Annotated in this window: 23 protein-coding genes; 11 read left to right on the top strand and 12 right to left on the bottom strand. The window is 48.7% G+C overall.

The window, feature by feature from the left end; all coding sequences use genetic code 11:
- Positions 1 to 136: 136 nt before the first annotated feature.
- The 7 genes from ilvN to EWA64_RS10830 form a co-directional block, all read right to left on the bottom strand.
- Positions 137 to 631 carry an acetolactate synthase small subunit gene (gene ilvN / locus EWA64_RS10860; RefSeq protein WP_039423616.1) on the bottom strand — a complete coding sequence of 165 codons (495 nt, stop codon included), beginning with the start codon at positions 629 to 631 and terminating at the stop codon, positions 137 to 139.
- 1 nt (position 632) lies between these two features.
- Positions 633 to 2,357 (bottom strand): acetolactate synthase 3 large subunit, encoded by a 1,725-nt coding sequence (locus EWA64_RS10855; protein WP_061895258.1) that lies wholly within the window; start codon positions 2,355 to 2,357, stop codon positions 633 to 635.
- Between the two features lie 428 nt (positions 2,358 to 2,785).
- On the bottom strand, positions 2,786 to 4,591 hold the full coding sequence (locus EWA64_RS10850) for an AMP-dependent synthetase/ligase (protein ID WP_061895259.1): 1,806 nt from the start codon (positions 4,589 to 4,591) through the stop codon (positions 2,786 to 2,788).
- Between the two features lie 200 nt (positions 4,592 to 4,791).
- Positions 4,792 to 5,751, bottom strand: a complete 960-nt coding sequence (gene leuO, locus EWA64_RS10845; RefSeq protein ID WP_061895260.1) for a transcriptional regulator LeuO — start codon at positions 5,749 to 5,751, stop codon at positions 4,792 to 4,794.
- Between the two features lie 347 nt (positions 5,752 to 6,098).
- Complete coding sequence (locus tag EWA64_RS10840) at positions 6,099 to 7,145, bottom strand: MJ1255/VC2487 family glycosyltransferase (protein WP_061895261.1); 1,047 nt, start codon at positions 7,143 to 7,145, stop codon at positions 6,099 to 6,101.
- A gap of 3 nt (positions 7,146 to 7,148) precedes the next feature.
- Positions 7,149 to 7,697 carry a phosphatase PAP2 family protein gene (locus EWA64_RS10835; protein WP_061895262.1) on the bottom strand — a complete coding sequence of 183 codons (549 nt, stop codon included), beginning with the start codon at positions 7,695 to 7,697 and terminating at the stop codon, positions 7,149 to 7,151.
- A 131-nt stretch (positions 7,698 to 7,828) separates the two neighbouring features.
- Positions 7,829 to 8,479, bottom strand: coding sequence for a TetR/AcrR family transcriptional regulator (locus EWA64_RS10830; protein WP_039441044.1), 651 nt, complete (start codon positions 8,477 to 8,479; stop codon positions 7,829 to 7,831).
- Positions 8,480 to 8,907: 428 nt separating this feature from the next.
- On the opposite strand from EWA64_RS10830, the gene leuA reads away from it, so the two are divergent.
- From leuA to EWA64_RS10805, 5 genes are all read left to right on the top strand, one after another.
- Positions 8,908 to 10,455 carry a 2-isopropylmalate synthase gene (gene leuA, locus EWA64_RS10825; RefSeq protein WP_061895263.1) on the top strand — a complete coding sequence of 516 codons (1,548 nt, stop codon included), beginning with the start codon at positions 8,908 to 8,910 and terminating at the stop codon, positions 10,453 to 10,455.
- A gap of 85 nt (positions 10,456 to 10,540) precedes the next feature.
- A complete protein-coding gene (gene leuB / locus EWA64_RS10820; protein ID WP_369435794.1) occupies positions 10,541 to 11,632 on the top strand; it encodes a 3-isopropylmalate dehydrogenase in 1,092 nt (363 codons plus the stop codon).
- Between the two features lie 19 nt (positions 11,633 to 11,651).
- Positions 11,652 to 13,052 carry a 3-isopropylmalate dehydratase large subunit gene (gene leuC, locus EWA64_RS10815; RefSeq protein ID WP_061895264.1) on the top strand — a complete coding sequence of 467 codons (1,401 nt, stop codon included), beginning with the start codon at positions 11,652 to 11,654 and terminating at the stop codon, positions 13,050 to 13,052.
- A 12-nt stretch (positions 13,053 to 13,064) separates the two neighbouring features.
- Complete coding sequence (gene leuD / locus EWA64_RS10810) at positions 13,065 to 13,667, top strand: 3-isopropylmalate dehydratase small subunit (RefSeq protein WP_039423581.1); 603 nt, start codon at positions 13,065 to 13,067, stop codon at positions 13,665 to 13,667.
- Positions 13,668 to 13,802: 135 nt separating this feature from the next.
- Complete coding sequence (locus EWA64_RS10805; RefSeq protein ID WP_061895265.1) at positions 13,803 to 14,582, top strand: DUF547 domain-containing protein; 780 nt, start codon at positions 13,803 to 13,805, stop codon at positions 14,580 to 14,582.
- Between the two features lie 106 nt (positions 14,583 to 14,688).
- Here the strand turns inward: EWA64_RS10805 and djlA are convergent, their stop codons facing one another.
- A complete protein-coding gene (gene djlA, locus EWA64_RS10800) occupies positions 14,689 to 15,552 on the bottom strand; it encodes a co-chaperone DjlA (RefSeq protein ID WP_061895266.1) in 864 nt (287 codons plus the stop codon).
- Positions 15,553 to 15,699: 147 nt separating this feature from the next.
- Between djlA and lptD the strand changes: the two genes are divergently transcribed.
- From lptD to apaH, 6 genes are all read left to right on the top strand, one after another.
- Positions 15,700 to 18,030 (top strand): LPS assembly protein LptD, encoded by a 2,331-nt coding sequence (gene lptD, locus EWA64_RS10795; protein WP_061895267.1) that lies wholly within the window; start codon positions 15,700 to 15,702, stop codon positions 18,028 to 18,030.
- 56 nt (positions 18,031 to 18,086) lie between these two features.
- Positions 18,087 to 19,373 carry a peptidylprolyl isomerase SurA gene (surA, locus tag EWA64_RS10790; protein ID WP_061895268.1) on the top strand — a complete coding sequence of 429 codons (1,287 nt, stop codon included), beginning with the start codon at positions 18,087 to 18,089 and terminating at the stop codon, positions 19,371 to 19,373.
- Positions 19,363 to 20,352 (top strand): 4-hydroxythreonine-4-phosphate dehydrogenase PdxA, encoded by a 990-nt coding sequence (gene pdxA, locus EWA64_RS10785; protein ID WP_061895269.1) that lies wholly within the window; start codon positions 19,363 to 19,365, stop codon positions 20,350 to 20,352. The genes surA and pdxA overlap by 11 nt, the downstream gene beginning before the upstream one ends.
- Positions 20,349 to 21,155 (top strand): 16S rRNA (adenine(1518)-N(6)/adenine(1519)-N(6))-dimethyltransferase RsmA, encoded by an 807-nt coding sequence (gene rsmA, locus EWA64_RS10780; protein ID WP_039423558.1) that lies wholly within the window; start codon positions 20,349 to 20,351, stop codon positions 21,153 to 21,155. Before pdxA ends, rsmA begins: the two co-directional genes overlap by 4 nt.
- A 64-nt stretch (positions 21,156 to 21,219) precedes the next feature.
- Positions 21,220 to 21,600, top strand: a complete 381-nt coding sequence (gene apaG / locus EWA64_RS10775; RefSeq protein WP_061895270.1) for a Co2+/Mg2+ efflux facilitator ApaG/CorD — start codon at positions 21,220 to 21,222, stop codon at positions 21,598 to 21,600.
- A gap of 15 nt (positions 21,601 to 21,615) precedes the next feature.
- Positions 21,616 to 22,425 carry a bis(5'-nucleosyl)-tetraphosphatase (symmetrical) ApaH gene (gene apaH / locus EWA64_RS10770; RefSeq protein ID WP_061895271.1) on the top strand — a complete coding sequence of 270 codons (810 nt, stop codon included), beginning with the start codon at positions 21,616 to 21,618 and terminating at the stop codon, positions 22,423 to 22,425.
- A gap of 60 nt (positions 22,426 to 22,485) precedes the next feature.
- On the opposite strand, the gene folA is transcribed toward apaH, so the two are convergent.
- The 4 genes from folA to cgtA form a co-directional block, all read right to left on the bottom strand.
- On the bottom strand, positions 22,486 to 22,974 hold the full coding sequence (gene folA, locus EWA64_RS10765) for a type 3 dihydrofolate reductase (RefSeq protein ID WP_061895272.1): 489 nt from the start codon (positions 22,972 to 22,974) through the stop codon (positions 22,486 to 22,488).
- Positions 22,975 to 22,982: 8 nt separating this feature from the next.
- Positions 22,983 to 23,456 carry a threonine/serine exporter family protein gene (locus EWA64_RS10760; RefSeq protein WP_061895273.1) on the bottom strand — a complete coding sequence of 158 codons (474 nt, stop codon included), beginning with the start codon at positions 23,454 to 23,456 and terminating at the stop codon, positions 22,983 to 22,985.
- Positions 23,456 to 24,223, bottom strand: a complete 768-nt coding sequence (locus EWA64_RS10755) for a threonine/serine exporter family protein (protein WP_039441008.1) — start codon at positions 24,221 to 24,223, stop codon at positions 23,456 to 23,458. The genes EWA64_RS10760 and EWA64_RS10755 overlap by 1 nt, the downstream gene beginning before the upstream one ends.
- 173 nt (positions 24,224 to 24,396) lie before the next feature.
- Complete coding sequence (gene cgtA / locus EWA64_RS10750; protein ID WP_061895274.1) at positions 24,397 to 25,563, bottom strand: Obg family GTPase CgtA; 1,167 nt, start codon at positions 25,561 to 25,563, stop codon at positions 24,397 to 24,399.
- Positions 25,564 to 25,698: the final 135 nt, after the last annotated feature.

Here is a 25,698-nt window from a genome sequence, read left to right as displayed (position 1 = left end):
GCGCAGTATAACATAAATCAAATTTGCCCCTACAAACTCTCATCAAATCTTTGTAAATTAAGCAGTTGCAAACGAAGTCGTTATAAATAACTAGGGCCACATAATGTGGCCCAGAAAGAGAAAGCATCCAAGCAGGTTAAGCGCGTAAGGCTCGCTCACCACGTGCAATGCCCACGACGCCGCTTCGGGCCACTTCAATCACTTCGGTGACTTCGGAGATCGCATCAATAAACGCATCGAGTTTTTCACTATTGCCCGCCAACTGCACTGTGTATTGCGAAGCGGTGACATCCACGATCTGCCCGCGGAAAATATCCGCTGTGCGTTTGACTTCCGCGCGAGCAAAACCGCTGGCTTTAACTTTAACCATCATCAGCTCACGCTCGATGTGATCAAACTCGGTGACTTCTTGCACTTTGAGCACATCAATTAACTTGTGCAGTTGCTTTTGAATTTGCTCCAGTTGCATCTCATCCGACATCGTAGTGATGTTGAGACGCGATAGGGTCTCGTCATCGGTGGGTGAAACCGTCAACGATTCGATGTTGTAGCCGCGCTGAGAAAACAGGCCAACCACACGAGACAAAGCACCCGGTTGGTTTTCCAATAGCAGTGAAATTATGTGTCTCATATCAGGTTCTCTCCGTTTTGCTTAGCCACATTTTGTCCATCCCTTCGCCTTTGATCTGCATTGGGTATACGTGCTCCGTTTCATCCACACTGATATCGACAAAGACCAAACGATCTTTCATCTCCAGTGCTTTACGAAGACCAGACTCTAGTTGGTCCGGCGTTTCAATGCGGATACCCACATGCCCATACGCTTCAGCGATAGCCACAAAATTCGGCACCGAACTCATGTAGGAATTCGAGTGACGTCCCTGATAGATAATGTCTTGCCACTGCTTAACCATGCCAAGAAAACGATTATTCAAGTTAATGATTTTAACTGGAATATCGTATTGCATCGCCGTGGATAGCTCTTGAATATTCATCTGAATACTGCCGTCGCCCGTCACCACCACCACTTCTTCTTCTGGCATGGCAAATTTCACTCCCATACCCGCCGGCAAACCAAAACCCATGGTGCCAAGGCCACCGGAATTGATCCAGCGACGCGGCTTGTTGAACGGATAGTAGAGCGCGGCAAACATTTGATGCTGACCGACATCCGATGCGACGTACGCGTCTCCATTGGTCAGTTTGTGCAAGGTCTCAATCACTTGCTGCGGTTTGATCCGCTCTGAGGAAGTATCATAAGCAAGACACTGGCGATCCTGCCACACTTGGATCTCTTGCCACCAAGCGTCTAACGCAGCGCTATCGTTGCTCGCACCCTGCTCTTCCATCAAACCAACCATGGTGTCGAGCACTTTCTCAGCAGAACCGACGATCGGCAGATCAACTTTGACGTTTTTCGAAATCGACGATGGATCGATATCGATATGCATGATCTTGGCGTTCGGACAGTATTTTTCCAGATTATTGGTCGTACGATCATCAAAACGAACCCCGATCCCGAAGATCAGGTCCGCGTGATGCATTGCCATATTGGCTTCATACTTACCGTGCATGCCAAGCATGCCGAGGGCGTTTTTGTGAGTCCCGGGGAAAGCCCCCAAGCCCATCAAGGTACTAACAACCGGCAGATTTAAATGCTCGGCCAGTTTGAGAATTGGCTGGTGCGCGCCCGAGATGATGGCACCGCCACCGATGTACAACACCGGCTTTTTGGCTTCGAGCAACGCTTTGAGCGCCTTTTTGATCTGCCCTTTGTGACCCTCAGTGGTTGGCTTATACGAACGCATACTGATGGTTTTGGGGTATTCGTACGGCAATTTCACCAGCGGATTCATTACATCCTTGGGCAGATCAATCACCACCGGGCCAGGTCGGCCTGTGGTGGCAATAAAGAAGGCTTTTTTGATCGTTTCTGGAATGTCTTGCGCGCGTTTGACAAGAAAACTGTGTTTAACGATAGGTCGTGATACACCGACGATGTCGCACTCTTGAAACGCGTCATTGCCAATTAGGCTATTAGGCACGTTACCAGAAATGACGATCATCGGAATGGAATCCATGTAGGCCGTGGCGATGCCTGTCACTGTGTTAGTCGCACCGGGTCCAGAACAAACCAGGACCACGCCCGGCTTACCTGTGGCTCTGGCATAACCATCCGCCATATGCGTTGCGGCTTGCTCGTGTCGTACTAATACGTGACGAATTTGTTCGGTTTTAGCATGCAGTGCATCGTAGATATCCAGTACGGAACCACCGGGGTAACCAAAGATCTGTTCTACGTTTTCTTCGATCAGAGATTGCACCACCATCTCTGCGCCAGACAACATCGCTGTCATATCGTTTCTCCTTGCCAGCATGCAACTAATAAGGTCAATCAATTGTGCTGGTTTTACATAGTCTAGGGCTTATTTGTAGCCTAATTCGAAATATTTCCAATTTCAGCTATGTCCCGCCTTTGTCATAACAAAGAGCAAGGTAACGCAACAAATGTAACCTTTTCTTATCAGGAGATCTAATGCGACTTGGATCGAATTTTAAACAAGATGCTAAGTTTTAGAGGTTAATAAGAAATTGATGTTACTTCTTCGCCACTCTGTGGAATAAAACATCAAGATAACCGCAATTAAGGATGAATAATCCAACGCCTGCTCTCGTAACAGGGTTAACTATGGGCAAAAATGCGCAGATAAAAAAACCGCCTTGTTTGCCGAAAAGCCAACAAGGCGGTCAATGCGCTTTGAACAATCAAACGGGTAACAAGGCGTTATTTTTTGCCTTTATCCGAATACATTTCTTCAATCTCATCCTGATATTTATCGTTAATCACTTTACGACGCAGTTTTTGCGTTGGCGTCAACTCACCATCGTCCATTGAGAATGCTTTAGGCAGCAATTTGAACGCTTTCACTTGCTCAAATTTGGCCAGCTCTTTTTGTAGCTCATTAACCCGCTTTTCAAACATCTCCACCACTTGGTGATGCTTAATCAGCTCTAAGCGATCGTGATACTTGATATTCAACTCTTTAGCGTACTCTTCCAGCGCGTCAAAACATGGCACGATCAAAGCGGAAACAAATTTACGCGTGTCGGCAATCACCGCGATCTGTTCGATAAAGTGATCTTTACCGATCGTCCCTTCGATCATCTGCGGCGCGATATATTTACCGCCCGAGGTTTTCATCAGCTCTTTGATGCGATCTGTAATAAACAGGTTGCCATATTCATCAATATGCCCGGCATCGCCAGTTTTCAAGAAACCGTGCTCATCGAAGCTCTTGGTGGTCTCTTCCGCCATTTTGTAGTAGCCACGCATCACCATCGGACCGCGCACCAGAATTTCGTTGTTCTCACCAATTTTCACTTGCGCGCCCGGCATCGAAATACCGATCGAATCGGGGTTGAACCCATTATCTCCCCAACAAGAGACCGTGGCGGTGGTTTCTGTCATACCGTAGCCCAGCTTGACGTTAATGCCTATCGCATGAAAAAAGCGGCCAATGGTTTCATCCAGTTTAGCGCCACCACAAGGCATAAAGTTGATCCGTCCACCGAGCAACTCACGCAACTTAGACAGTACGATTTTATCCGCTAAAGCATACGATTTTTTCAATAACAGTGAAGGCTGGCGTCCCTCCTGATGGCAGGCTGCCATTTTCGCCCCCATATTCACCGCCCAAGTGAACAGCACTTTTCTTACCAAAGGGGCTTTGGCAACTTTTTCATGAATGGCAGAGAAGATCTTCTCGTAAAAACGCGGTACGGCGCACATCACCGTCGGGCGGATTTCACCGAGTGCTGCACGCACTTGCATTGTGTCTTGTAGATAACAGTTGGTCGCCCCTTTGTAGAGCACGTAAAACGTCCAAGCTCGCTCAAACACATGGGAAAGTGGCAAGAAGCAGAGGGAAACGTCTTTTTCACTCAGGCTAAGTACTTGGTCGTGCCCTTTGAGCTGCGCGGCGATGTTGGCGTAATCCAGCATCACCCCTTTGGGCTGTCCCGTCGTCCCGGAGGTGTAGATTAAGGTGAGAAGATCGGCAAAATTGGCCTGTTCAACACGCTGTAAAAGTTCGCTTTGCTGCTCTGGGTTCGCTTGTGCGATAAAGCATTGCCAATGTTTGGCGCTAGGGTGATCGCCAAGCTCGATCTCATCCGACATGGCGACGATCAGTTCCAGCTGCGGGCACTGATCAAACAGAGTCACTGCCGCATCAAACTGCGCCTGCTCACCGACAAACAGGACTTTGACATCGGCGTCTTGCAGAATGTACCCCGCCTGAGCGGCCGTATTGGTCGGATAGATGGGCACTGTCACACAACGCAATTGCAGCGCAGCAAAGTCAGCGATGGTCCATTGCGGCATGTTGTTGGAGAAAATACCAATTTTGTCTTGAACATTGAGCCCCTGCGTTAATAAAGCAAGGGAAAGATCATCCACTTGTTGGCCAAACTGCTTCCAGCTGATCTCCTGCCAGGCGTCACCCACTTTATGCTTCAAAGCGGTCGTCTCTGCCCTTTGAGCTATCTGCTCTCGAATTCGTTTTACAATATGAAAATCTAAATTGGCCATCTCTTCTACCTTTGGCTTACACCTGTAAGCTCTATTTGCGGGCACAGTGTAGCCATGAAAGAGAAAAACGCAACTGATGCGGGTCAAACTTATCCTGTTTTAGAGAGCGTTATCACTTAGTTTGTCAAAAAGGATAACCAAGAAAAAAGCCCTTTTCGCATAAAGCGTCAAGGGCTTAATTCATCAAGCTGAAGTGTCTTTTATTGCACAGCAACCACTTCACCACAGGTCACCATCAACAAATCGCGCAGCCAAATATGGCCTTTGTCTTTTTCGCTCGATTCATGCCAACTAAGGTAACCGCTGATCTCGCCATTTTCAAACGGCAGATCCAAAATCTGTAGTTGGTCATGATTCGCCGCATTTTCCACGATCCAACGCGGTGCAATCGTCACCAATTCAGACTGACCGACCACGTAAAGCACATTACTCAAACTGGTGCCTTCAAAATACGCGGATACATCCAGTTCACGATAAGCTTGCTCCGAAAAACTTCTCTGTCCGTGCGTTTTTGATAACTTGGCATGGCGCTCGCTTTGCAGTTGCTCCGCCGTCACTTCACCTTGAATTCGAGAGTGACCTTTTGACGCCACAACCACCAACTGGTCTTTGAAGATCTCAGTGCTTGAAAAACCTTGTTCATCAAAGCGCGCGTAATCGATCACAAAGTCGATCTCTTGATAACGCATACGCTCCGACAACTTGCGATCAAACTCTGCATCGAGATGCAACTGCACGCTCGGTGCCTGATGGTGAATATCGGCCATGATTTTTGGCGCGAAACGCATATCACACGGGCTGCAAATCGCCAGTTTAAACATGCGGGTAGACGTTTCAGGTTGGAAGACGGAACTTGGCAGTTCATTGCGCACCAGTTGCAGTGCTTGACGGATAGGGCCAAATAGCTGACGAGCACGCTGAGTTGGCTGAATACCACGTCCTTGGCGCATAAAAAGTTCATCATTAAACATCACTTTTAAACGCGCAACAGCATTACTCACCGCAGGTTGTGACATACCTAAGTTGTGCGCTGCTCGTGTAATATTCTGCTCCTGCATCACGGCATCAAACACGGTCAACAGGTTCAAATCGACCCCACGTAGGGTACTTTCCATCCGATAACTAGCGATAGCGCTGATCGCTTCTTTTTTATCTAACATCTGACTTGCCTCTTATTGTGTAACGGTCAACTAAATGAATGTAGGAATCGGAATAGATAACCTGAGTTATTATATTTATTGCCCTTATAACTCCGGGCCGAACTACTATCATTCAATCCGTTAATGGTTGGCAATCAGATTGATAACTAATCACTAAATTTTAGGTAAAAATAAAATAAATACTTTAAATACAAATACTTGATGAAAATCTAAAAAACTATCAAACTGAACGTCGTTACCTTCACACATCCCATTTAGCGGATGTATATGTTACTAATGTCAACACACAAATTATTCACAAAGCACATCAACCAAGAAATGTATAAATTGTCACGTCAATACGTACACTACAGATTTGACACGTAACTGGGAAAATCAACCCGCTCCCAAAGGCGTCGCGAGAGTTCCTGCTGTGAGCTCCAATCACCTTGCAAAAGCCAGTCTGCGATTGCAGTAGCCACATCAGGGTAGGTGACACTTTCTGCATGCGCTTCCTCCAGCCAAGCACGGACCACTCGCGCATCAAGTGAATCCATCACCGACGCTAATCCCAAGGTTTCGAGTGTGGCCACATTACTTTGCTGTTCAAACTGCCCTTGCAGCGGTTTGACCAACAATTTTTTTCCTAGTGAGAGCGCCTCAGATGGCAATTCAAACCCACCATTAGCAATCACACCGCTACAAGCATGTAAATCAGCCTGAAAAGCCTGATGATTGAGCGCTCGAAGTTCGACATTTTCCAGCACTTCGGTATCTAGGAGGTCGGGGTGATAGCAGAGAAACTTTTGTCCTTGAAAGCGCCACAGCAATTCACAAATGTCCTCAACCTGCTCAAAAGGGAGATAAACCAAAATGATATTACGATTGCCCGAGCCCTGCGGCGCGGTATTAACGATTGGCGGCAGAATCGGTTGATCAAAGTGATACCAGTGCAAGCCAATGTGGATATCCGCAGGGGCAAAGTACTGCAACACTTGCTTGTCTAGCCAACTTGCTCCTTTCAGAGGTACTGGATAACGAAAGGCATTTTGGTGGCTGATGCTAATACAGGTTTTATGCTGTTTTTTTGCCGCCCACGCCGACACGGGTTCAAAATCATTGATCACCAAATCGTAGGCAGAGAGATCGAGGCTGTCGATTTCACGTTTCACTTGTAGCAGGCTATTATTCATTGCCGTTTTTGCATAGCTCACTCGACCTTTCTCCGTGGCGAAAGTCAAACCACGGTAGGTTTGAAACTCACCAAATGCCTCCATGGAAAAATAGCGATCCGCTTCGCGTCCAGAAAAGAGAAAATCCACCGCGACGCCTCGTTGTTTGAGCGCATTGGCCATCGCCCTCGCTATAGCAATATGACCATTGCCAGTCCCTTGCACGCCATACAATATTTTCATGCGTTACCCCAATAGCAGCGACAAAGTAAAGGATGCGCATGCACTACCAAGCACGGCGCCAATCAACACGTCGGTAAGAAAATGCACCCCAAGTAAGATGCGTGCCAAGCCAATTAAACTTGCCCAGCCGAAGGTAAACCAAGTCAACTCAGGATAAAAGTGCGCGATTAACACTGCCATGACAAAACCTGCGGCAGTGTGCCCAGAAGGCAAGCTGTAGCGGTCAGAAGGGGTAATAAACGCGGGGAGATAAGTGCAGTATTCTTCAGGTCTACGCCGTTTGAAGCTATTTTTCAGCAACCAATAGATCGGCAGTTCAATGGCAAAAGCCAACAGCCCGGCGCACAAGAACATCCATCCGTTGCTAGGTTGCATCAACCAGGCGGCTAAACCTAACGCCAAATACAAGTGCCCATCGCCACTGTGCGACACCGCTTTACTAATGGTAGCGACTTGATGGCTAAAGCGATGTCTGAGACAAAGGCTTGAAAAAGCCAAATCCAACGCCGCGATCCGCTCCATCGGCTGGCTCAGGGAAACGAGAGTCCTCATAAGTATCTTCCTATTAACCTTGGGGTACAAAAGTTAAGCTAGAAGACGTTAATGACAATCCAATGAAGGCAATTTGGCTATTTGGTGAACAAAGCACGGCCGCACTATGCAGCAGAACGTAGATTGCGACTCTACAGAGCCGTAGCCAGTTCAGGCCGTAAAAAGCCGCTTTTCATCACTTGAATATTGTGTTCCACCAAACGATCCAGAAACGTTTCATTCATTTCGACACCATGCACAGCAAGCAACGCCGGAGGCGCAATAAACGGAAAAACCATTAGACTGATGTAAGAGATGCGACAAAGTTGCGGATCCCTTTCTGGGTTGATCACACCGCTGCTGGCCAATTTACCAAACAGCATTTCTTGCATCGGTTGAGTGATGTCCAAAAAGACTTTTTCCACCAGCCGACGTTGAATGTCTGAGGGTGGCATGTGCATCACCTGAACGATCAAACGCGGAAATTGCGGCATTTTAACCATTTCTCGATAGTAAGTTTTCATAATATCGAGCAGATTGCGCTCCGTGCTCTCCATAACCAACTGCTGCATTTTCTTCTGCATCGGCGCTAACGTCTCTCTTAACATGGTTTCGAACAACCCTTCTTTGCTTCCAAAGTAGTAGCGAATTAAAGCGCTGTTGACCCCCGCTTTTTGCGCAATCAACCGCGTTGAGACTTTGTCGTACGCCATGACCACAAACAGATCCCGCGCATGATCAATTAGCTTTTTACGCGCATCGGTTTTGCTACTTGGTCGCCCTACTCTGCGTTTTTCCGTCATCCCGTTTTATCTCCCATATTCATCGTCGATGAATTATAACTCGTGGCGATTGGAGTGATATCACAATTATTCTTCATCGCTTAATCAGTGATGAATTTTAGACCGCACCGCTCTTTGCGAGCGAAACTGTTTGCGCGCGGACGCGGAACTGATCGGATATGAGTAAAAAATCAACTTTAGGGTTGACGCACTCCACCGAGTGCGGTACTAATCTGTTAACTTAATTTTGTGGAATGCTTAACAAGATGACAGCACACTTTTCTCTCCTCAACCTCCTCCTTATCGTGACCAGATCGCGCGGGTAGGCTGTGGAAGAAAAATAACCACACAGAATGACAACAAACCCGCACGCAGATGCGGGTTTTTTTATATCTAAACACAACATCTACCGGAAGAAATCGATTAACTATCGAAAAAAGGAAGCGAACATGAACGATCAGGTGATAATTTTCGACACCACATTGCGTGATGGCGAACAAGCGTTGTCAGCGAGTTTGACAGTCAAAGAGAAACTGCAAATTGCCTACGCGCTGGAAAGGCTGGGCGTTGATGTGATTGAAGCAGGCTTCCCTGTTTCCTCTCCGGGGGATTTTGAATCGGTGCAAACCATCGCAAAACATATTAAAAACAGCCGGGTTTGTGCCCTTTCTCGAGCCGTTGAGAAAGACATTGACGCCGCAGCGCAAGCGCTAAAAGTTGCTGAGGCGTTTCGAATTCACACCTTTATTTCCACATCCACCATTCACGTTCAAGACAAGCTACGCCGTAGTTATGATGATGTAGTTGAGATGGCTGTGCATGCTGTCAAACATGCGCGCAACTACACCGATGATGTCGAGTTTTCTTGTGAAGATGCAGGCCGCACACCAATTGACAACCTGTGCCGTATGGTCGAGGCAGCCATTAACGCTGGCGCACGCACCATCAACATTCCCGATACCGTTGGCTACACCGTGCCAAGCGAGTTTGGCGGCATCATTCAAACGCTGTTCAATCGCGTGCCCAACATCGACAAAGCGATCATTTCAGTCCACTGCCATGATGACTTGGGCATGTCGGTTGCCAACTCGATTGCCGCGGTGCAAGCGGGTGCACGTCAAGTGGAAGGAACCATCAATGGCATCGGCGAGCGTGCAGGAAACTGTGCATTGGAAGAGATCGCCATGATCATCAAAACCCGTCAAGAGTTTCTGGGCGTGCACACGGGCATTAAACACGACGAGATCCATCGCACCAGTAAATTGGTCAGCCAGCTTTGCAACATGCCGATCCAAGCCAACAAAGCGATTGTCGGCGCTAATGCCTTTAGCCACTCATCCGGCATTCACCAAGATGGCATGCTAAAGAACAAAAACACCTACGAAATCATGACACCGGAGTCGATCGGCCTGAAAAATCAAGCGCTGAACCTAACCAGCCGCAGCGGCCGCGCCGCAGTGAAGAGCCATATGGATGCGATGGGCTACAAAGCCGAAGAGTACAATTTGGATGCCTTGTACGAAGATTTCTTAAAACTTGCCGATCGCAAAGGGCAAGTGTTTGATTACGATTTAGAAGCATTGATGCATTTCTCCAACCTGCGTGAAGAAGACGATTTCTATAAATTGAGTTATCTAAGCGTTCAATCAGGCAGCGTGATGGCGACCACCAGCATTAAATTACAATGCGGCGAGGAAGAAAAATGCGAAGCCGCCGTTGGCAACGGCCCGGTTGATGCGTTATACCAGTGTATCTACCGTTTGACGGGCTACGATATCGTACTAGACAAGTTTGATCTGACCGCCAAAGGTGAAGGGGAAGATGGTTTAGGCCAAGCGGATATTATCGCCAACTACAAAGGCAGAAAATACCACGGCACCGGCGTTTCCACCGATATTGTTGAAGCGTCTGGACAAGCTCTGCTGCACGTGATCAACAGCATTCATCGCGCCGACACTATCGCCGAGCTGAAGCAGAAAAAAATTGCCACCGTCTGATGCTCTTTGCGCCCAATCTGGCGCAAAGATAAAGAATTGAGACAAACACAACTCAAAAAAGATTAAATAAAACTAAAGGATTAACATGACAGACAAAACTTACAAAATCGCCGTTTTGCCCGGCGATGGCATCGGCCCAGAAGTGATGGCACAAGCGCACAAAGTGCTGGATGCTATCGAGAAAAAACATGCCATCACTTTTGAGCGCGAAGAGCACGATGTCGGCGGGATTGCGATCGATAATCATGGTTGCCCGCTGCCAGAAAGCACTGTCAGCGCTTGTGAACAGAGCGATGCGGTTCTGTTTGGTTCAGTCGGTGGTCCGAAATGGGAACACCTACCGCCCAACGATCAACCTGAACGCGGCGCTCTGCTGCCACTGCGTAAACACTTCCAACTGTTTTGTAACCTTCGTCCCGCGCAAATTCACAACGGTTTAGAGAACTTCTCACCGCTGCGCGCTGATATTTCTGCGCGCGGCTTTGATATTGTGGTGGTGCGCGAACTCACTGGCGGTATCTACTTTGGTCAACCCAAAGGCCGTGAAGGAGAAGGCGCTAACGAAAAAGCGTTTGATACCGAGGTTTATCACCGTTTTGAAATAGAGCGTATCGCAAGAATTGCTTTTGAGTCAGCGCGCCTGCGCCGTAAAAAAGTGTGCTCAATTGACAAAGCCAACGTGTTACAAAGCTCGATTTTGTGGCGTGAAGTAGTGGAAGAGATCGCCAAAGAGTACCCAGATGTGCAGCTTTCACATATGTACATCGACAACGCGACCATGCAGCTCATCAAAGATCCCGCGCAATTTGACGTGATGCTCTGTTCCAACATTTTCGGCGACATCATTTCCGATGAGTGTGCGATGATCACCGGTTCTATGGGCATGCTGCCGTCCGCCAGCCTAAATGAAAGTAAGTTTGGTTTGTACGAGCCCGCCGGCGGCAGTGCGCCCGACATCGCGGGCAAAAACATCGCTAACCCAGTGGCGCAGATCCTCTCGGCAGCGCTGATGCTGCGATACAGCTTGGGCGAAGAAAGTGCGGCGCAAGAGATCGAAAACGCGGTCTCTCAAGCACTGGCTGCGGGCGAGTTGACAGCGGATCTGGCGGGCAATAAACCAGCCCTGACGACCTCTGAGATGGGCGATAAGATCGCACAATACATTCTAAATTCATAAAAACACGGAAGTTCGAGCAATGGGCAAAACACTCTACGAAAAAGTTTACGATGCGCATGTCGCCGTTGCAGCGCCAGGGGAAACCCCGATCCTGTACATTGACCGCCACTTGGTTCACGAAGTCACCTCGCCACAAGCCTTTGATGGTTTGCGTGAAAAAGGACGTCAAGTGCGTCAGGTGAGCAAAACCTTCGCCACCATGGATCACAACGTGTCTACCACCACCAAAGACATCAATGCGTCCGGCGAGATGGCACGCATTCAGATGGAAACGCTGATCAAAAACTGTCAGGACTTTGGTGTCACTCTGTATGACTTAAACCATAAATATCAAGGCATTGTGCATGTTATGGGGCCAGAGCTTGGCATCACGTTACCAGGTATGACGATTGTGTGTGGCGACTCACACACCGCGACTCATGGCGCATTTGGCTCGCTCGCCTTTGGTATCGGCACGTCAGAAGTGGAGCACGTGCTTGCCACACAGACACTCAAGCAGGCACGCGCCAAAACCATGAAAATCGAAGTCAAAGGCAAGGTGGCCGAAGGCATCACCGCCAAAGACATCGTGTTAGCCATTATCGGCAAAACCACCGCCGCTGGCGGTACAGGTTATGTGGTCGAATTCTGTGGTGAAGCGATTACTGACCTATCGATGGAAGGCCGCATGACCGTATGCAACATGGCGATTGAACTTGGCGCCAAAGCAGGCTTAATCGCCCCCGATGAAACCACCTTTGCATACGTTAAAGGTCGCAAGTTTGCGCCTACTGGCGCAGATTGGGATGCTGCGGTTGAATACTGGAAAACACTCAAAACCGATGAAGATGCCACCTTTGACGCCGTAATCACACTCGACGCAGCGGAGATCAAACCGCAAGTGACTTGGGGCACCAACCCGGGCCAAGTGATCGCAGTAGACGAGCCAATTCCTGCACCTGAAAGCTTCAGCGACCCGGTCGAGAAAGCCTCGGCAGAAAAAGCGCTGGCTTATATGGGCCTCGAAGCGGGTAAATCGCTTTCTGACTATAAAGTCGACAAAGTGTTTGTCGGCTCGTGCACCAACTCACGAATTGAAGATATGCGCGCCGCCGCCAGTGTCGCCAAAGGGCGCAAAGTAGCGTCACATGTACAAGCCCTGATCGTTCCGGGCTCTGAACAAGTGAAAGCGCAAGCCGAAGCAGAAGGTTTGGATGTCATTTTCAAAGAAGCGGGTTTTGAATGGCGACTACCAGGGTGCTCAATGTGTCTGGCGATGAACAACGATCGTCTAGGGCCGCAAGAGCGCTGCGCTTCTACGTCCAATCGCAACTTTGAAGGGCGACAAGGGCGTGATGGTCGCACTCACTTGGTGAGCCCAGCCATGGCGGCAGCGGCAGCGATTGCCGGCCATTTTGTTGATATTCGAGATTGGAAATAAGAGGAAGCAAACATGCAAGGTTTTAAACAACATACCGGTTTGGTAGTTCCTCTGGATGCGGCCAACGTCGATACCGATGCCATTATTCCAAAACAATTTCTGCAGAAAGTCTCTCGTTTAGGCTTTGGCAAACACCTGTTTCACGATTGGCGTTTTCTGGACGATGCAGGCGAGCAGCCCAACCCTGACTTTGTGATGAATGCGCCGCGCTACCAAGGGGCGTCCATTCTGCTTGCTCGTGAAAACTTTGGTTGTGGCTCATCACGCGAACACGCGCCATGGGCACTGGCAGACTACGGCATTCGCGCCATGATCGCGCCGAGCTTTGCGGATATTTTCTATGGCAACTCGATCAACAACCAGATGGTGCCCGTACGTCTGACGGAACAAGAAGTTGACGAACTGTTTCAGTTTGTCGAGGCCAATGAAGGAGCGCAAATTGAGGTGGATCTTGAAGCACTCAAAGTGCGAGCTAATGGCAAAGAGTACACCTTTGAAATCGATGATTTTCGTCGTCACTGCTTGTTAAATGGTCTAGATAACATCGGCCTCACTCTGCAACATGAACAAAAGATCGCGGCTTATGAAGCCAATATCCCGGCATTTTTACGCTAAGTGTGAAATTGTCTTGCTGTAAAACCATGGGAATAGCGCGCTATTCCCATTTTGTTTTCGAGCCGATGAAAGGGATGGTCGCACACTGCGGTCTTATTCGTTATCTCGATAAATGACCTAGCCAAGAGCCCGACTATGCGACCACTTATGCTACTGCTTTTGTTCTTTTCTTTTGCCAGCTACGCGGCGCCCAAATCCGAACTTTGGCCCTATTGGCAGACATCCGACGAACAGAGCACGCTTGCGATATCCCACCAAACTTGGCAGGACTTGCTCGACCGTTATCTGGTGCGCCAAGGGGAAAACACCCTGTTTCGCTACGCCGCCGTTTCTGACGCGGATAAAAAGGCACTCAAGCAATATTTAGCTGATTTGGCGGCGCAAGATCCACTGCGTTTGAAACGCGCCGAGCAGTACGCCTATTGGGTGAATCTCTACAATGCCATCACCGTCGACCTTATCTTGCAACACTACCCAGTCAAATCGATCACCAAACTGGGTGGGCTGTTCAGTTTTGGCCCGTGGAATGACAAAGTGATCACCATCAACGGCAAGGCGCTGTCGCTCAACGACATTGAACATCGAATTTTGCGACCAATCTGGAAGGATCCTCGCACCCATTATGCGGTGAACTGCGCCAGCTTAGGCTGTCCCAATTTACAACCTTACGCCTTCACCGCAAGCAACCGTGACGCCTTACTTGAACAGGCGGCAAAAGAATTTATCAATAGCTCGAAAGGCGTCGACATGCAGGGCAATCAGGCGCGACTTTCTTCCATTTATGACTGGTTTGTAGAGGATTTTGGCGGCAAAGCACACTTGTTTGAACACATTGGCACTTACGCGCCTCAATATCGCGGTTTTTCGGCCAAGGTTGAGTACCATTATGACTGGAGCTTGAATCAGGCAGACTGAGGGGAGCCATTTGCATAGCAAGCACAAGGGCCGCATTCAGCCCTTGTCTTGTTACTGAAAAAGACGGTAGTGACTTACAATAACGATAGCTACTTAAAACCAATAGCTACTTAAACCCCTTTTCTCTTTTGATCAGATCGTAGGCACTTTGAATCTCTTGCGATTTTTCTTTGGCCATATTCATCATTTCGGGTGGCAAACCTTTGGCCATCAGCTTATCTGGGTGGTGTTCATTCATCAGTTTACGATAGGCTCGCTTTACCTCTTTGCCATCAGAAGAGGCGTCCACACCCAAAATTTTATACGCGTCCGCCAATCGATCAGTTTGCGAGGCTTGTTGCCAGCCACCACTGGACGAAGAGCGCTGTGAGCCCCCTTGCTGCTGACCAAAGCCGCCCTGACGCTGAAAGCGAAACGCCGCTTCTTGCATCTGCAAACGGCGCTCAAGCTGCTCAGAGGAAAAGCCCAAGCCGCGCGCTATTTTATGCAGCACATCTCGCTCGCTCGGGTGGACATCGCCATCGGCAAACGCAGCCGAAATCTGCAGTTCTAAAAAGAATTGCAACAAATCAAAACGCCCGCCAGTGGCAATGCGGACTCGCTCTAACACTTGCTCTAAGGGGAAATCACGCTCTTTTCCTTCACGAAAGGCTTCTTGCGCCGCTTTGCGCTGCTCGCCGTGCAGGCTCATGCGCTCCATCATCGCCGTCGCCAGTTGAATTTCTTCACGCGTCACCTGCCCTTTGGCTTTCGCCACGTGTCCCATGACCGCAAAGGCCGCTTTAAAAAACTCGTCCTGTCTTTCTGTCTGGCTCGGGCCTTGTCCAAAGCCGGAGGTTTTGAATCCCGCTTGGTTTAAGCGACGCGCTTTATCAAACTGATGGCCGAGAAACAGGCCAAACAGAGCGCCAAAAACACCACCAAATAAAAAACCAAAAAAGGCGCCAAGTATTTTGCCAAAAATCTGCATTATGTGTTCTCTATCTCTGAATTTTTCCCGTCAATGACGGTCATATAGTGCTGGATGCCACGATTTCCTTTATGATAGGGAAATTATTTTTTCGGTCTGGCCATCATATAGCCATCGAGCAGTAGTGACATAGGAAAGTTCCGTTCAATGCAACATTTCTCCCGCACTTTTTTAGCGGCCTCTATCAGTACCGCCCTGTTTGTACCTTACACGCAAGCCCAAACAACACTCGGTGATAGTGTGCAGGAAATGCCCACTATAGATCAATGTTTGGTCAGCGCAGAAGAAAATGATGTCAATGCGCCGATTGTGGTGCACTCAGACCGTCTACAAGCGATTAACGGCGATAAAGCCGTCTACTCCGGCGATGTGGAAGTAATTCAAGGCAAGAAAAAAATCACTGCCGATTCGGTCACCTTGCATCAACAAGAACAAGTGGTCGTGGCCGAAGGCAACGTCACGTTTAACGATGGTGAGGTAAAAGCCAGCTCTAGCCGCGTTACCAACAACATGGCGCAAGAAACCTTCTCGCTGGAAAACACCCAATACCAGTTTCTTTGCCAGCAAGGTCGCGGTGAAGCCGCATACATCGCCAAAACCGGACAAGCCGTATACCAACTGCAAGATGGTTCGATTACCTCTTGCCCGGCAGACGATAACGCTTGGCGCTTGGTTGCATCAAGCATCGACGTTGACCAAAATGAAGAAACAGCGACGTTTTACAATCCACGCTTTGAAGTGATGGATGTACCGATTTTCTACGTGCCTTATTTAACCTTGCCGATTGGCAATACACGCAAAACTGGCTTTCTTTTTCCCTCCGTCTCTTATGGTTCAAGCGATGGGGTCGAAGCGGAAATTCCTTTCTACTGGAATATCGCACCTAACTATGATCTGACACTGACCACTCTGTACATGCAACAGCGCGGAGTAAAATTGGACGCGGATTTTCGTTATCTCACCAGTCAATGGGGTGGCGGCGAAATCAAAAGCGAGTATCTTCCGGGCGATAAAAAATACGCGGAAGAGGATCGTTGGGGCTACCAATACAAACATGATGGCATTATCGACCAGCAATGGTTGGTGAAACTTGACTACTCCAAAGTCAGCGACATCGATTATTTCCGCGATCTCAAATCTGATCTTGGTAACCGAGAAGATGGCCAGTTAGTGCAAGAGGGTAAGGTGGCTTACCGTGCTAACTCATGGGACGCCTCCATTCTAGTGCGTGACTTCCAGATCTTATTGGAAGACAACAACAAGCCGTATCGTTTGCTGCCTCAGTTGGAGTTTAACTACTACACGCCGCTGTGGGGACGTTATGTTAACTTCGATGTGAAAGGCCAATTGAGCCACTTTAACACCCAAGATAAAACCAAACCCAACGCCGTTCGCGCGCACATTGAACCGGGCTTGACCATCCCGCTCTCAACCAGTTGGGCATCGTGGACCACAGAAGCACGCGTCTTAGCCACTTATTACCAACAAGAGCTGAGTAAACTGGAAGACCCTAGCCTACAGGCGCAATTGGATGAGCAGGTAACTCGGGTTATCCCTGAGGTTCGTAGCCACGCGCGGATTTTTTTGCAGCGTGACGCGCAAATTTTTGACGGTTTCACCCAAAGCCTAGAACCGCAGATCCAGTACCTTTATGTACCGGAAGAAGAGCAGAACAATATTTATAACTACGACACGACCTTGCTGCAAACCGACTACTATGGGCTATTTCGCAGCCGCAAGTACAGTAGCATCGACAAAGTTGCCGCGGCCAACCAACTCAGCTATGGTGCCAGTACGCGCTTTTTTGACGATGAGTATAAGGAACGGCTCAATATCTCCTTCGGTCAAATCTACTACATCGATAAGAAGACCAAACTCACTGGCAACCAAGAAGAGACATCGAACTACTCTTCATGGGCGATTGAAACCGATTTTAACTACGACGACTATCTGTTCTATCACGGCGGGATCCAGTACGACATCGACCTCAATTCAATGCAACTGGCCAACAGTACTTTGGAATATCAGTTCAAAGATGGTTTTGTCCAAGGTAACTATCGTTACGTTACTCGCGAGTACATCGAAGACACCATCTCCTTTGATGATCTCGACACCATCACCCGCAAAGGCATTTCTCAAGCGGGTCTGGTCGGCTCGTATGAAATTAACCGCAACTGGTCTGCCAGTGGCCAATATTATTACGACCTGACCGAAGAGATTGATTTGGAGTGGATGGCAAGTCTGCGTTATCAATCCGACTGTTGGTATATCGGCTTTACTTACACCAACCAGTTGGTGAAATGGAAAAACAACGTGGTCGGCGGTGACAACAATGACCCGGTTTACGACACGAATATCAGTGTTAACTTCGGCATTCAAGGCTTTGCCACCAAAAACAAAAGTTACACTGCCGCCAAAGAGTTGGAAGATGCCGATAATTCCATCGTCTATGGTCGCCCTTTCTACTTGAACAATTAGTGATTTCTGACGTCTGAGTAGTCAGACGTTAAATCGATGCAACAATGGATTATTAAATGAAAAGCTGGAAAACAATCTTATTCGCTCTGTTGCTGTCAGGCAGCGCATTGGCCGCTCCTGTAGAACTTGATAAGGTTGCCGTCATTGTCAATAACGGTGTGATTTTACAAAGCGACATTGACGCTGCGATGAAGACCTTACGGGCCAACGCCAAGAAAAATGGCCAAGCCTTACCTTCAGCCGAAGTGCTACATGAGCAAATCGTCGAAAAGCTGATCCTCGACACACTACAAACCCAAGAAGCGGACCGCATCGGCGTACGAATTGACGACAATCGTCTCAATCAAGCCATCGGTGAGATTGCCGCTAATAACCAGCAGACGGTGGCCGAACTCTCTGCCTCCATCACCAGCGAAGGATTAAGCTACGCTGAATTTCGCGAGCAAATCCGCAAAGAAATTGCCGCGTCTGAAGCGCGCAACGCTCTAGTGCGTCGCCGCATTAACATATTGCCGGCCGAAGTCGACAGCTTATCCGAGATGCTCGCGCAAGAAACCAGTGCTACCGTGCAATACAAACTGGGTCACATCCAACTACGCTTTTCCGATAACCAAGACAAATCCGCTGTCGAGGCTCAAGCCAAAGCGATCGTTGAAAAACTCAATAACGGCGCGGATTTCAGTACCATGGCCTACACCTACTCCAAGGGTCCGAAAGCGTTGCAAGGCGGCGATTGGGGCTGGATGCGTAAAGAAGAGATGCCAACCATCTTTGCCGATCAAATCAAGATGCAAAACAAAGGCAGCATTATTGGCCCATTTCGCAGTGGTGTCGGTTTTCATATCCTAAAGATTCAAGATATCAAAGGATTAGAAACCATCGCCGTAACCGAAGTGAATGCGCGTCATATCCTACTGAAACCAACCGTGATTCTCAGCGATGACGGGGCGAAACGAGAACTAAGCGAGTTCATCCGTCGCATCAAAGCCGGTGAAGCCAGCTTTGCTGAGTTAGCGCAGCAATACAGCCAAGACCCGGGCTCAGCGGCGCAAAATGGTGAGTTGGGCTATCAAACCCCCGATCTGTATGTCCCTGAATTTAAGCATCAGGTCGAAACGCTTCCGGTCGGTAAAATCAGCGAACCTTTCCAAACCGTGCACGGCTGGCACATTGTCGAAGTGCTGGATCGCCGCGAAGTGGATCGCACCGATTCGGCGATGAAAAACAAAGCTTACCGTATTTTGTTTAATCGTAAATTTAACGAAGAAGCGGGCGCTTGGATGCAAGAGTTGCGAGCAGGTGCCTTTGTTGAAATCGTCAAGGACGAAGAGCATGACAGTTAAACGTATCGTCGTCACCGCCGGAGAGCCTGCGGGAATTGGCCCAGATCTGGTGTTGGCACTTTCCAAACAAGATTGGGATCACCAACTGGTGGTGTGCGCCGATAAATCGTTACTTACGCAGCGCGCCGAACAGCTCGGCATCGAGGTTGAACTGCACGACTACCTAGCAGAGAGCGCGCCGCAGCCACAAAAAGCGGGCTCGCTGCTGGTCGATCACATTGCCATGAACGCGCCGTGTATCGCCGGACAGTTAAACGAAAGCAACGGCCACTATGTGTTAAAAACACTAGAAAGAGCTGCTTTGGGCTGTATGAATGACGAATTTGATGCTATTGTCACCGGCCCTGTTCACAAGGGGGTGATTAATCGTGCTGGCGTCGCCTTTAGCGGCCACACTGAATTCTTCGCTGAAAAATCCAACACCCCGTTAGTTGTCATGATGTTGGCGACCGAAGGGCTGCGTGTGGCGCTGGTCACCACGCACATTCCTTTGGCCTATGTGTCAAAAGCCGTCACGGAAGATCGCCTGGAAAAAATCATCGATATCCTGCATCGGGATTTGGTGGAAAAATTTGCCATCGCAGAGCCAAAGATCTATGTTTGTGGGCTCAATCCGCATGCTGGTGAAGATGGCTGCCTTGGCCGAGAAGAGATCGAAACCATCACGCCGACGCTGGAAAAAATTCGTCGTGAAAAAGGCATTCATTTGGTCGGCCCATTGCCAGCCGATACCATTTTTAATGAAAAATATTTAGACGATGCGGATGCTGTCTTAGGCATGTATCACGACCAAGTGCTGCCTGTGCTCAAATACAAAGGCTTTGGTCGTTCAGTGAACATTACTCTTGGTCTACCCTTTATAAGAACATCGGTGGATCACGGTACTGCACTCGATCTGGCCGGAACGGGCCAAGCCGATACAGGGAGCTTTCAGACAGCACTCGCGCATGCGATAGAACTGGTAGAGAAGAAACAATGAGAAATGATGTCCATCTAGGGCACAAAGCGCGTAAACGTTTTGGTCAAAACTTCCTGAACGATCCATACATTATTGATGGCATCGTTTCAGCGATTAATCCGAAACCGGGGCAAAATCTGGTGGAAATCGGCCCAGGTCTTGGGGCGATCACTGAGCCTGTTGGCCGAGAAGTCGATAAGTTCACCGTAATCGAACTGGACCGCGATTTGGCTGAGCGTTTACGCAACCATCCTGAGCTGGCTGACAAGCTCACCATCCACGAAGGCGATGCGATGCGTTTCGACTTCACTCAATTGGTGAAGCCAAACAACAAACTGCGCATTTTCGGCAACTTGCCGTACAACATCTCAACACCACTGATGTTCCATCTTTTTGAGTTTCATAAAGATATCCAAGACATGCACTTTATGCTGCAAAAAGAAGTGGTCAACCGCCTAGCAGCTGGCCCAGGCAGCAAAGCTTATGGCCGCTTGACCGTAATGGCACAGTACTTCTGTAAAGTCGTTCCTGTATTGGAAGTGCCGCCAACGGCGTTTGTTCCACCACCGAAAGTAGATTCTGCCGTAGTGCGTTTGGTGCCTTACGAAACCTTGCCACATCCAGCAACCAGCTTGGAATGGCTTGAGCGTGTATGCCGTGAGGGCTTCAACCAAAGACGTAAGACCATCCGCAATTGCTACAAAGGTCTTCTCAGTGAAGAAGTGATGGAAGAACTGGGGATAAACCCCGGGTTACGCCCAGAAAATCTTACCTTGCAGCAATTCGTTGCGATGGCAAACTGGTTAGATGCAAACCATCAGTAATACGATGACACGATGCGAGCCCTTTGGCTCGCATCTCATTTTGACTCTCTGAGAAGGAGTGAACATGGATGTCTCCCTACCCTGCATCAAAATTCAGGTGCAAACTAAGTACATCGAAGCGCAATCTAACCCAGAGTTAGGACGCTACATCTTTGCCTACATCATTACCATCAAAAATCTCAGCCAAGAAACGGTCCAGTTGATCAGTCGGCGTTGGCTCATTACCGATGCAAATGGGAAGCAGATCACCGTCGAAGGTGATGGTGTCGTTGGCCAGCAACCTTACATCGATGCTGGCGATGAATATACCTATAGCAGTGGTACAGGGCTTGATACTCCTGTTGGCGCAATGCAGGGGCAATACATGATGCGCGACTCGCAAGGCAATGAGTTTACTGTGGAAATTGAGCCATTTCGTCTGGCGGTACCTAACCTGTTGAACTGATTTTTTGGAGGCGTTTTGGCAAATTATATTGTGGGTGATATTCAAGGCTGCTTTGATGAATTAACCCTGCTGTTAGAACAAGTGCAGTTTTCAGCGCAGCGAGACACGCTATGGTTTGCCGGTGATTTGGTCGCTCGTGGGCCAAAATCGTTGCAAACCCTGCGCTTTGCCAAGTCACTAGGTGATAGTGCACGGATTGTGCTGGGCAACCACGATCTTCACCTTTTGGCTGTCGCTTTAGGCGTGCGCAAAAACAAAGAAAAGGATCAAACGACCGCGATTCTTGACGCAAGCGATCGTGATGGGCTGCTCAATTGGCTGCGACAACAGCCACTGTTGCTTGAACACGATGAGTTTGTACTGTGCCATGCGGGCATTTCACCACAATGGGATCTGGTTACTGCTCGCCAATGTGCACGCGAAGTCGAAGCCGTGTTACAAAGTGAACAAATGCCTTGGCTGATCGAGAACATGTACAGCAATACACCAGATCTCTGGAGTCCAACGCTGACTGGCTTGGATCGCTATCGCTACACCATCAACAGTTTTACTCGCATGCGTTTTTGCTTTCTTGATAGCCGCTTGGACATGGACTGCAAGCTCCCGCCCAGCGAAGTGAACGAGGCATTGCTGGTACCTTGGTTTAAACTGCCACAGCGTGTTTCCCTAGAGAAACCGGTATTATTTGGCCACTGGGCCGCTTTGCAGGGCTATTTTAGTCAAGAGGTGATTGGGTTAGATACAGGCTGCGTATGGAATGGCAGCCTGACCATGATCCGTTGGGAAGACAAACAAGTGTTTAGTCAGAAGGCACTAGCAAACTAGCAAACTAGCAAACTAGCAAACTAGCAAACTAGCAAACTAGCAAACTAGCAAACTAGCAAACTAGCAATTATCTTTCTCTAAAATAACAAAATCCATCGCGAAGCGGTTTTTCTCATCCATTGAATAATGCTCGCGATGGCTTTCATACCAGCCCTTCCCCCACTCGGGAAATTGGGTATCACCATCCACGTTCGCATCGATAAAAGTGAGGTAGAGTCTATCAGCCTTTGGCAAGCATTCTGCGTAAATCGAACCTCCGCCAATGATCATCACTTCCTCGCTGTCACCCGCTTCGGTTAGCGCGGCTTCAATCGAATTTACCGTACAGACACCCTCAATAGACAACGCGGTATCTCGACTGATGACGATATTTTTGCGCCCCGGTAGTGGCCGACCAATCGACTCAAACGTCTTACGTCCCATTACCACGGGTTTACCCATAGTACAACTTTTAAACCAAGAAAAATCAGCAGGGAGATGCCACGGCATCTGATTCTCTTTGCCGATGATTCTATTTTTGGCCATCGCCGCTATCATACTAATCAACATCATTCTTCCTACACAATCGGTCTGCGGCGGTAGAATAACAGCCCCGGAACGGCAAGGCCAATGGCTAAGCCTGCAATGATAAACATCGCCTTAAGGAAGTTCTCCAAACACGTCGCCACGAGCTCTGGGGTGTACCCCATATGGTTAATCTCCACCATAGCGATCATCGCTTTAAAAGCAAATACGCCTGGGACCATCGGAATCAACGCCGCCACGGTAAACACTTTCGGATGCGCCAGTAATTTACGCGACCAGTACACCCCAATCATCCCCACTAACGTTGCGGCGAAAAACGTTGCCCACTCAATTGGAATACCAAACTTGAGCATCAAATAGCGGCTACCGTGACCAAGTGCTCCGCCGAGCGCACAATAGATCAATGCTCGAGGTGGCACGTTAAACACCAAGGCAAATCCTACCGCAGGAATAGCAGCAAAGAACATGTCGTTCAGTAGACCAACAAAAAGTTGTACTAAATCCATTAGCTCATCCACCCCCAAATACCGGTAATCCCCATAGCAGCGACAATACCGAGGCTGGTCGCCAGCGTAAGCAAACTCGCCATCATAAAACGCGCAATCCCCATGTTGATATGTCCTTTTAACATATCGGCTACCGCATTAATGAGCGGAAAGCCTGGCACTAGCATCAATACCGAGGACGCCATCACGACGGTTGGGAGATTACCAATCGAAAAATTGACTGCTTGTGCGGAAATCAAAGTGGTAACAAATGCTGTCGCTGCGAAGTTGAGCAGCGGATTGAAGTGACGGTGACCAATTTCTTGGCGCACGATCATGCCACACGCAGAGGCCAAAAACGTCATCCAAAACACCGCCCAATCCCCACCAGCAAGACGAGCAAATGAGGCGCAAGAGAGGCCGATCATCGCCACCACCAGCCAACGGTTGTAACGTTCAGGACTGATGGCATTGAGTTTTTTCTGCGCCATGGAAAAATCTAAAATGCCTTTTTCCATCATGATACAGATACGCTGAATTTCCGTAATCGCCTTCATATTGATACCGCGATCCACACAACTGCGAGTCGTGGTAATACAGTGACCATTCTTGACTGTGGTGACCACTAACGCATTGGCCGACAGCGCAACTTCCACTTCGTTTACACCCGACGCGATGCCAATGCGGCGCATAATATCCCCAACCAAGGTGCTTTCTGCACCGTGCGCTAGCAACATCTGCCCCGCTTGAGCGACCAATCGAGAAATCGCTCTTTGATTCGATGCCATAAAATATCCTAATTCCCTTTAATAACTGGCGATTTGCCAGCCAATCTGACTTACCAAAATGCAGCCATGCTGCAAAAGATCCTATTCTGCCCGAAAAGCAAGCGACCAAAAATGATGTAAATACAAAAAAGCCGCAATTGATGATTGCGGCTTACTATTTTTACCCTGAGCGATTAGTCACGCACATAGATAACGTGACCGTCATCTTCTTCGTCGTCCCAATCATCCCAGTCATCTTCGGTAACCACATCGTGGCTAGCGATGGCATCTTTGTGGTAATCATCCCACATGAAGTTCACTTTCTCATCTTCTGAGATCTCTTCAGCCTGACGAGGCAAGGTTTCCATGTAATCTGCCAATTTGTAACAAAGCTCTTTAGTACCGAGACGATTGATCGCTGAGATCTTGAAGTATTGATCTTCCCAACCTAGCGCATCGATCACTTCTTGAATGATCTCGTCGGCTTGCTCTTCGCTCACTAAATCGACTTTGTTGAACACCAGCCAACGCGGTTTATTGGCTAGTTTTTCGCTGTACTGCTCAAGCTCATCAATGATCGTCAGCGCGTTTTGCACCGGATCCGATTGATCAATCGGAAAAATATCGATCATATGCAGCAGCACTCGACAGCGCTCAAGATGCTTGAGAAAGCGAATCCCTAAACCAGCACCATCGGCGGCACCTTCTATCAGCCCTGGAATGTCGGCAACCACAAAACTTTTCTCTGGCACGACACTTACCACACCCAAACTTGGGATTAAGGTAGTGAAAGGATAATCGGCTACTTTCGGTTTTGCCGCAGAAACAGCACGGATAAAGGTAGATTTGCCTGCGTTTGGCAACCCTAGCATGCCGACATCAGCAAGCAAAAGCAGCTCAAGGCGCAACTCACGGATTTCACCTTTAGTACCCAGCGTTTTTTGGCGTGGCGCTCGGTTGACCGATGATTTAAAACGGGTATTACCCAAACCGTGCCAACCACCTTTCGCTACCATCACTTTCTTACCGTGCTCAGCCACTTCGCCCACGATTTCATTGGTGTGGATGTCGACTGCGCGCGTGCCGACAGGCACCCGCAGGGTAATATCTTTGCCGCGCTTACCAGTACAGTTACCACCGCCACCGTTCTGACCGCGCTCTGCTTCGTAGAAGCGCTGGAAACGGTAATCAATCAGCGTATTTAAGTTTTCATCCGCTTGGATGTAGACATCACCGCCGTCACCACCGTCGCCGCCGTCTGGGCCACCTTTGGTTACGAACTTTTCACGCCAAAAGCTAACAACACCGCTTCCGCCGTCGCCAGCTTGGACTTTAATTACCGCTTCATCAACGAATTTCATCTTTTACTCCGACTACTTCGCCTGTAAATCAATTTCACTACATTTTAGCAGATGACAGATCGAAGACACCGACTAAAGGTGTTTTGAATATGTCGACTGCAATAAAAAACCCCACCGTAACGGCAGGGCTTTTCA

It is taken from the genome of Vibrio cidicii (assembly GCF_009665415.1).
Taxonomy (GTDB): Bacteria; Pseudomonadota; Gammaproteobacteria; order Enterobacterales; family Vibrionaceae; genus Vibrio; species Vibrio cidicii.
The sequence above is the reverse complement of the archived record's forward strand: the minus strand, read 5'-3'. Positions and strand labels throughout refer to the sequence as shown.

Excerpts from the sequence above, each read along its gene's own strand:
- ilvN (WP_039423616.1), bottom strand. The coding sequence starts at position 631 with ATGAGACACATAATTTCACTGCTATTGGAAAACCAACCGGGTGCTTTG.
- EWA64_RS10855 (WP_061895258.1), bottom strand. The coding sequence starts at position 2,357 with ATGACAGCGATGTTGTCTGGCGCAGAGATGGTGGTGCAATCTCTGATC.
- EWA64_RS10850 (WP_061895259.1), bottom strand. The coding sequence starts at position 4,591 with ATGGCCAATTTAGATTTTCATATTGTAAAACGAATTCGAGAGCAGATA.
- leuO (WP_061895260.1), bottom strand. The coding sequence starts at position 5,751 with ATGTTAGATAAAAAAGAAGCGATCAGCGCTATCGCTAGTTATCGGATG.
- EWA64_RS10840 (WP_061895261.1), bottom strand. The coding sequence starts at position 7,145 with ATGAAAATATTGTATGGCGTGCAAGGGACTGGCAATGGTCATATTGCT.
- EWA64_RS10835 (WP_061895262.1), bottom strand. The coding sequence starts at position 7,697 with ATGAGGACTCTCGTTTCCCTGAGCCAGCCGATGGAGCGGATCGCGGCG.
- EWA64_RS10830 (WP_039441044.1), bottom strand. The coding sequence starts at position 8,479 with ATGACGGAAAAACGCAGAGTAGGGCGACCAAGTAGCAAAACCGATGCG.
- leuA (WP_061895263.1), top strand. The coding sequence starts at position 8,908 with ATGAACGATCAGGTGATAATTTTCGACACCACATTGCGTGATGGCGAA.
- leuB (WP_369435794.1), top strand. The coding sequence starts at position 10,541 with ATGACAGACAAAACTTACAAAATCGCCGTTTTGCCCGGCGATGGCATC.
- leuC (WP_061895264.1), top strand. The coding sequence starts at position 11,652 with ATGGGCAAAACACTCTACGAAAAAGTTTACGATGCGCATGTCGCCGTT.
- leuD (WP_039423581.1), top strand. The coding sequence starts at position 13,065 with ATGCAAGGTTTTAAACAACATACCGGTTTGGTAGTTCCTCTGGATGCG.
- EWA64_RS10805 (WP_061895265.1), top strand. The coding sequence starts at position 13,803 with ATGCGACCACTTATGCTACTGCTTTTGTTCTTTTCTTTTGCCAGCTAC.
- djlA (WP_061895266.1), bottom strand. The coding sequence starts at position 15,552 with ATGCAGATTTTTGGCAAAATACTTGGCGCCTTTTTTGGTTTTTTATTT.
- lptD (WP_061895267.1), top strand. The coding sequence starts at position 15,700 with ATGCAACATTTCTCCCGCACTTTTTTAGCGGCCTCTATCAGTACCGCC.
- surA (WP_061895268.1), top strand. The coding sequence starts at position 18,087 with ATGAAAAGCTGGAAAACAATCTTATTCGCTCTGTTGCTGTCAGGCAGC.
- pdxA (WP_061895269.1), top strand. The coding sequence starts at position 19,363 with ATGACAGTTAAACGTATCGTCGTCACCGCCGGAGAGCCTGCGGGAATT.
- rsmA (WP_039423558.1), top strand. The coding sequence starts at position 20,349 with ATGAGAAATGATGTCCATCTAGGGCACAAAGCGCGTAAACGTTTTGGT.
- apaG (WP_061895270.1), top strand. The coding sequence starts at position 21,220 with ATGGATGTCTCCCTACCCTGCATCAAAATTCAGGTGCAAACTAAGTAC.
- folA (WP_061895272.1), bottom strand. The coding sequence starts at position 22,974 with ATGTTGATTAGTATGATAGCGGCGATGGCCAAAAATAGAATCATCGGC.
- EWA64_RS10760 (WP_061895273.1), bottom strand. The coding sequence starts at position 23,456 with ATGGATTTAGTACAACTTTTTGTTGGTCTACTGAACGACATGTTCTTT.
- EWA64_RS10755 (WP_039441008.1), bottom strand. The coding sequence starts at position 24,223 with ATGGCATCGAATCAAAGAGCGATTTCTCGATTGGTCGCTCAAGCGGGG.
- cgtA (WP_061895274.1), bottom strand. The coding sequence starts at position 25,563 with ATGAAATTCGTTGATGAAGCGGTAATTAAAGTCCAAGCTGGCGACGGC.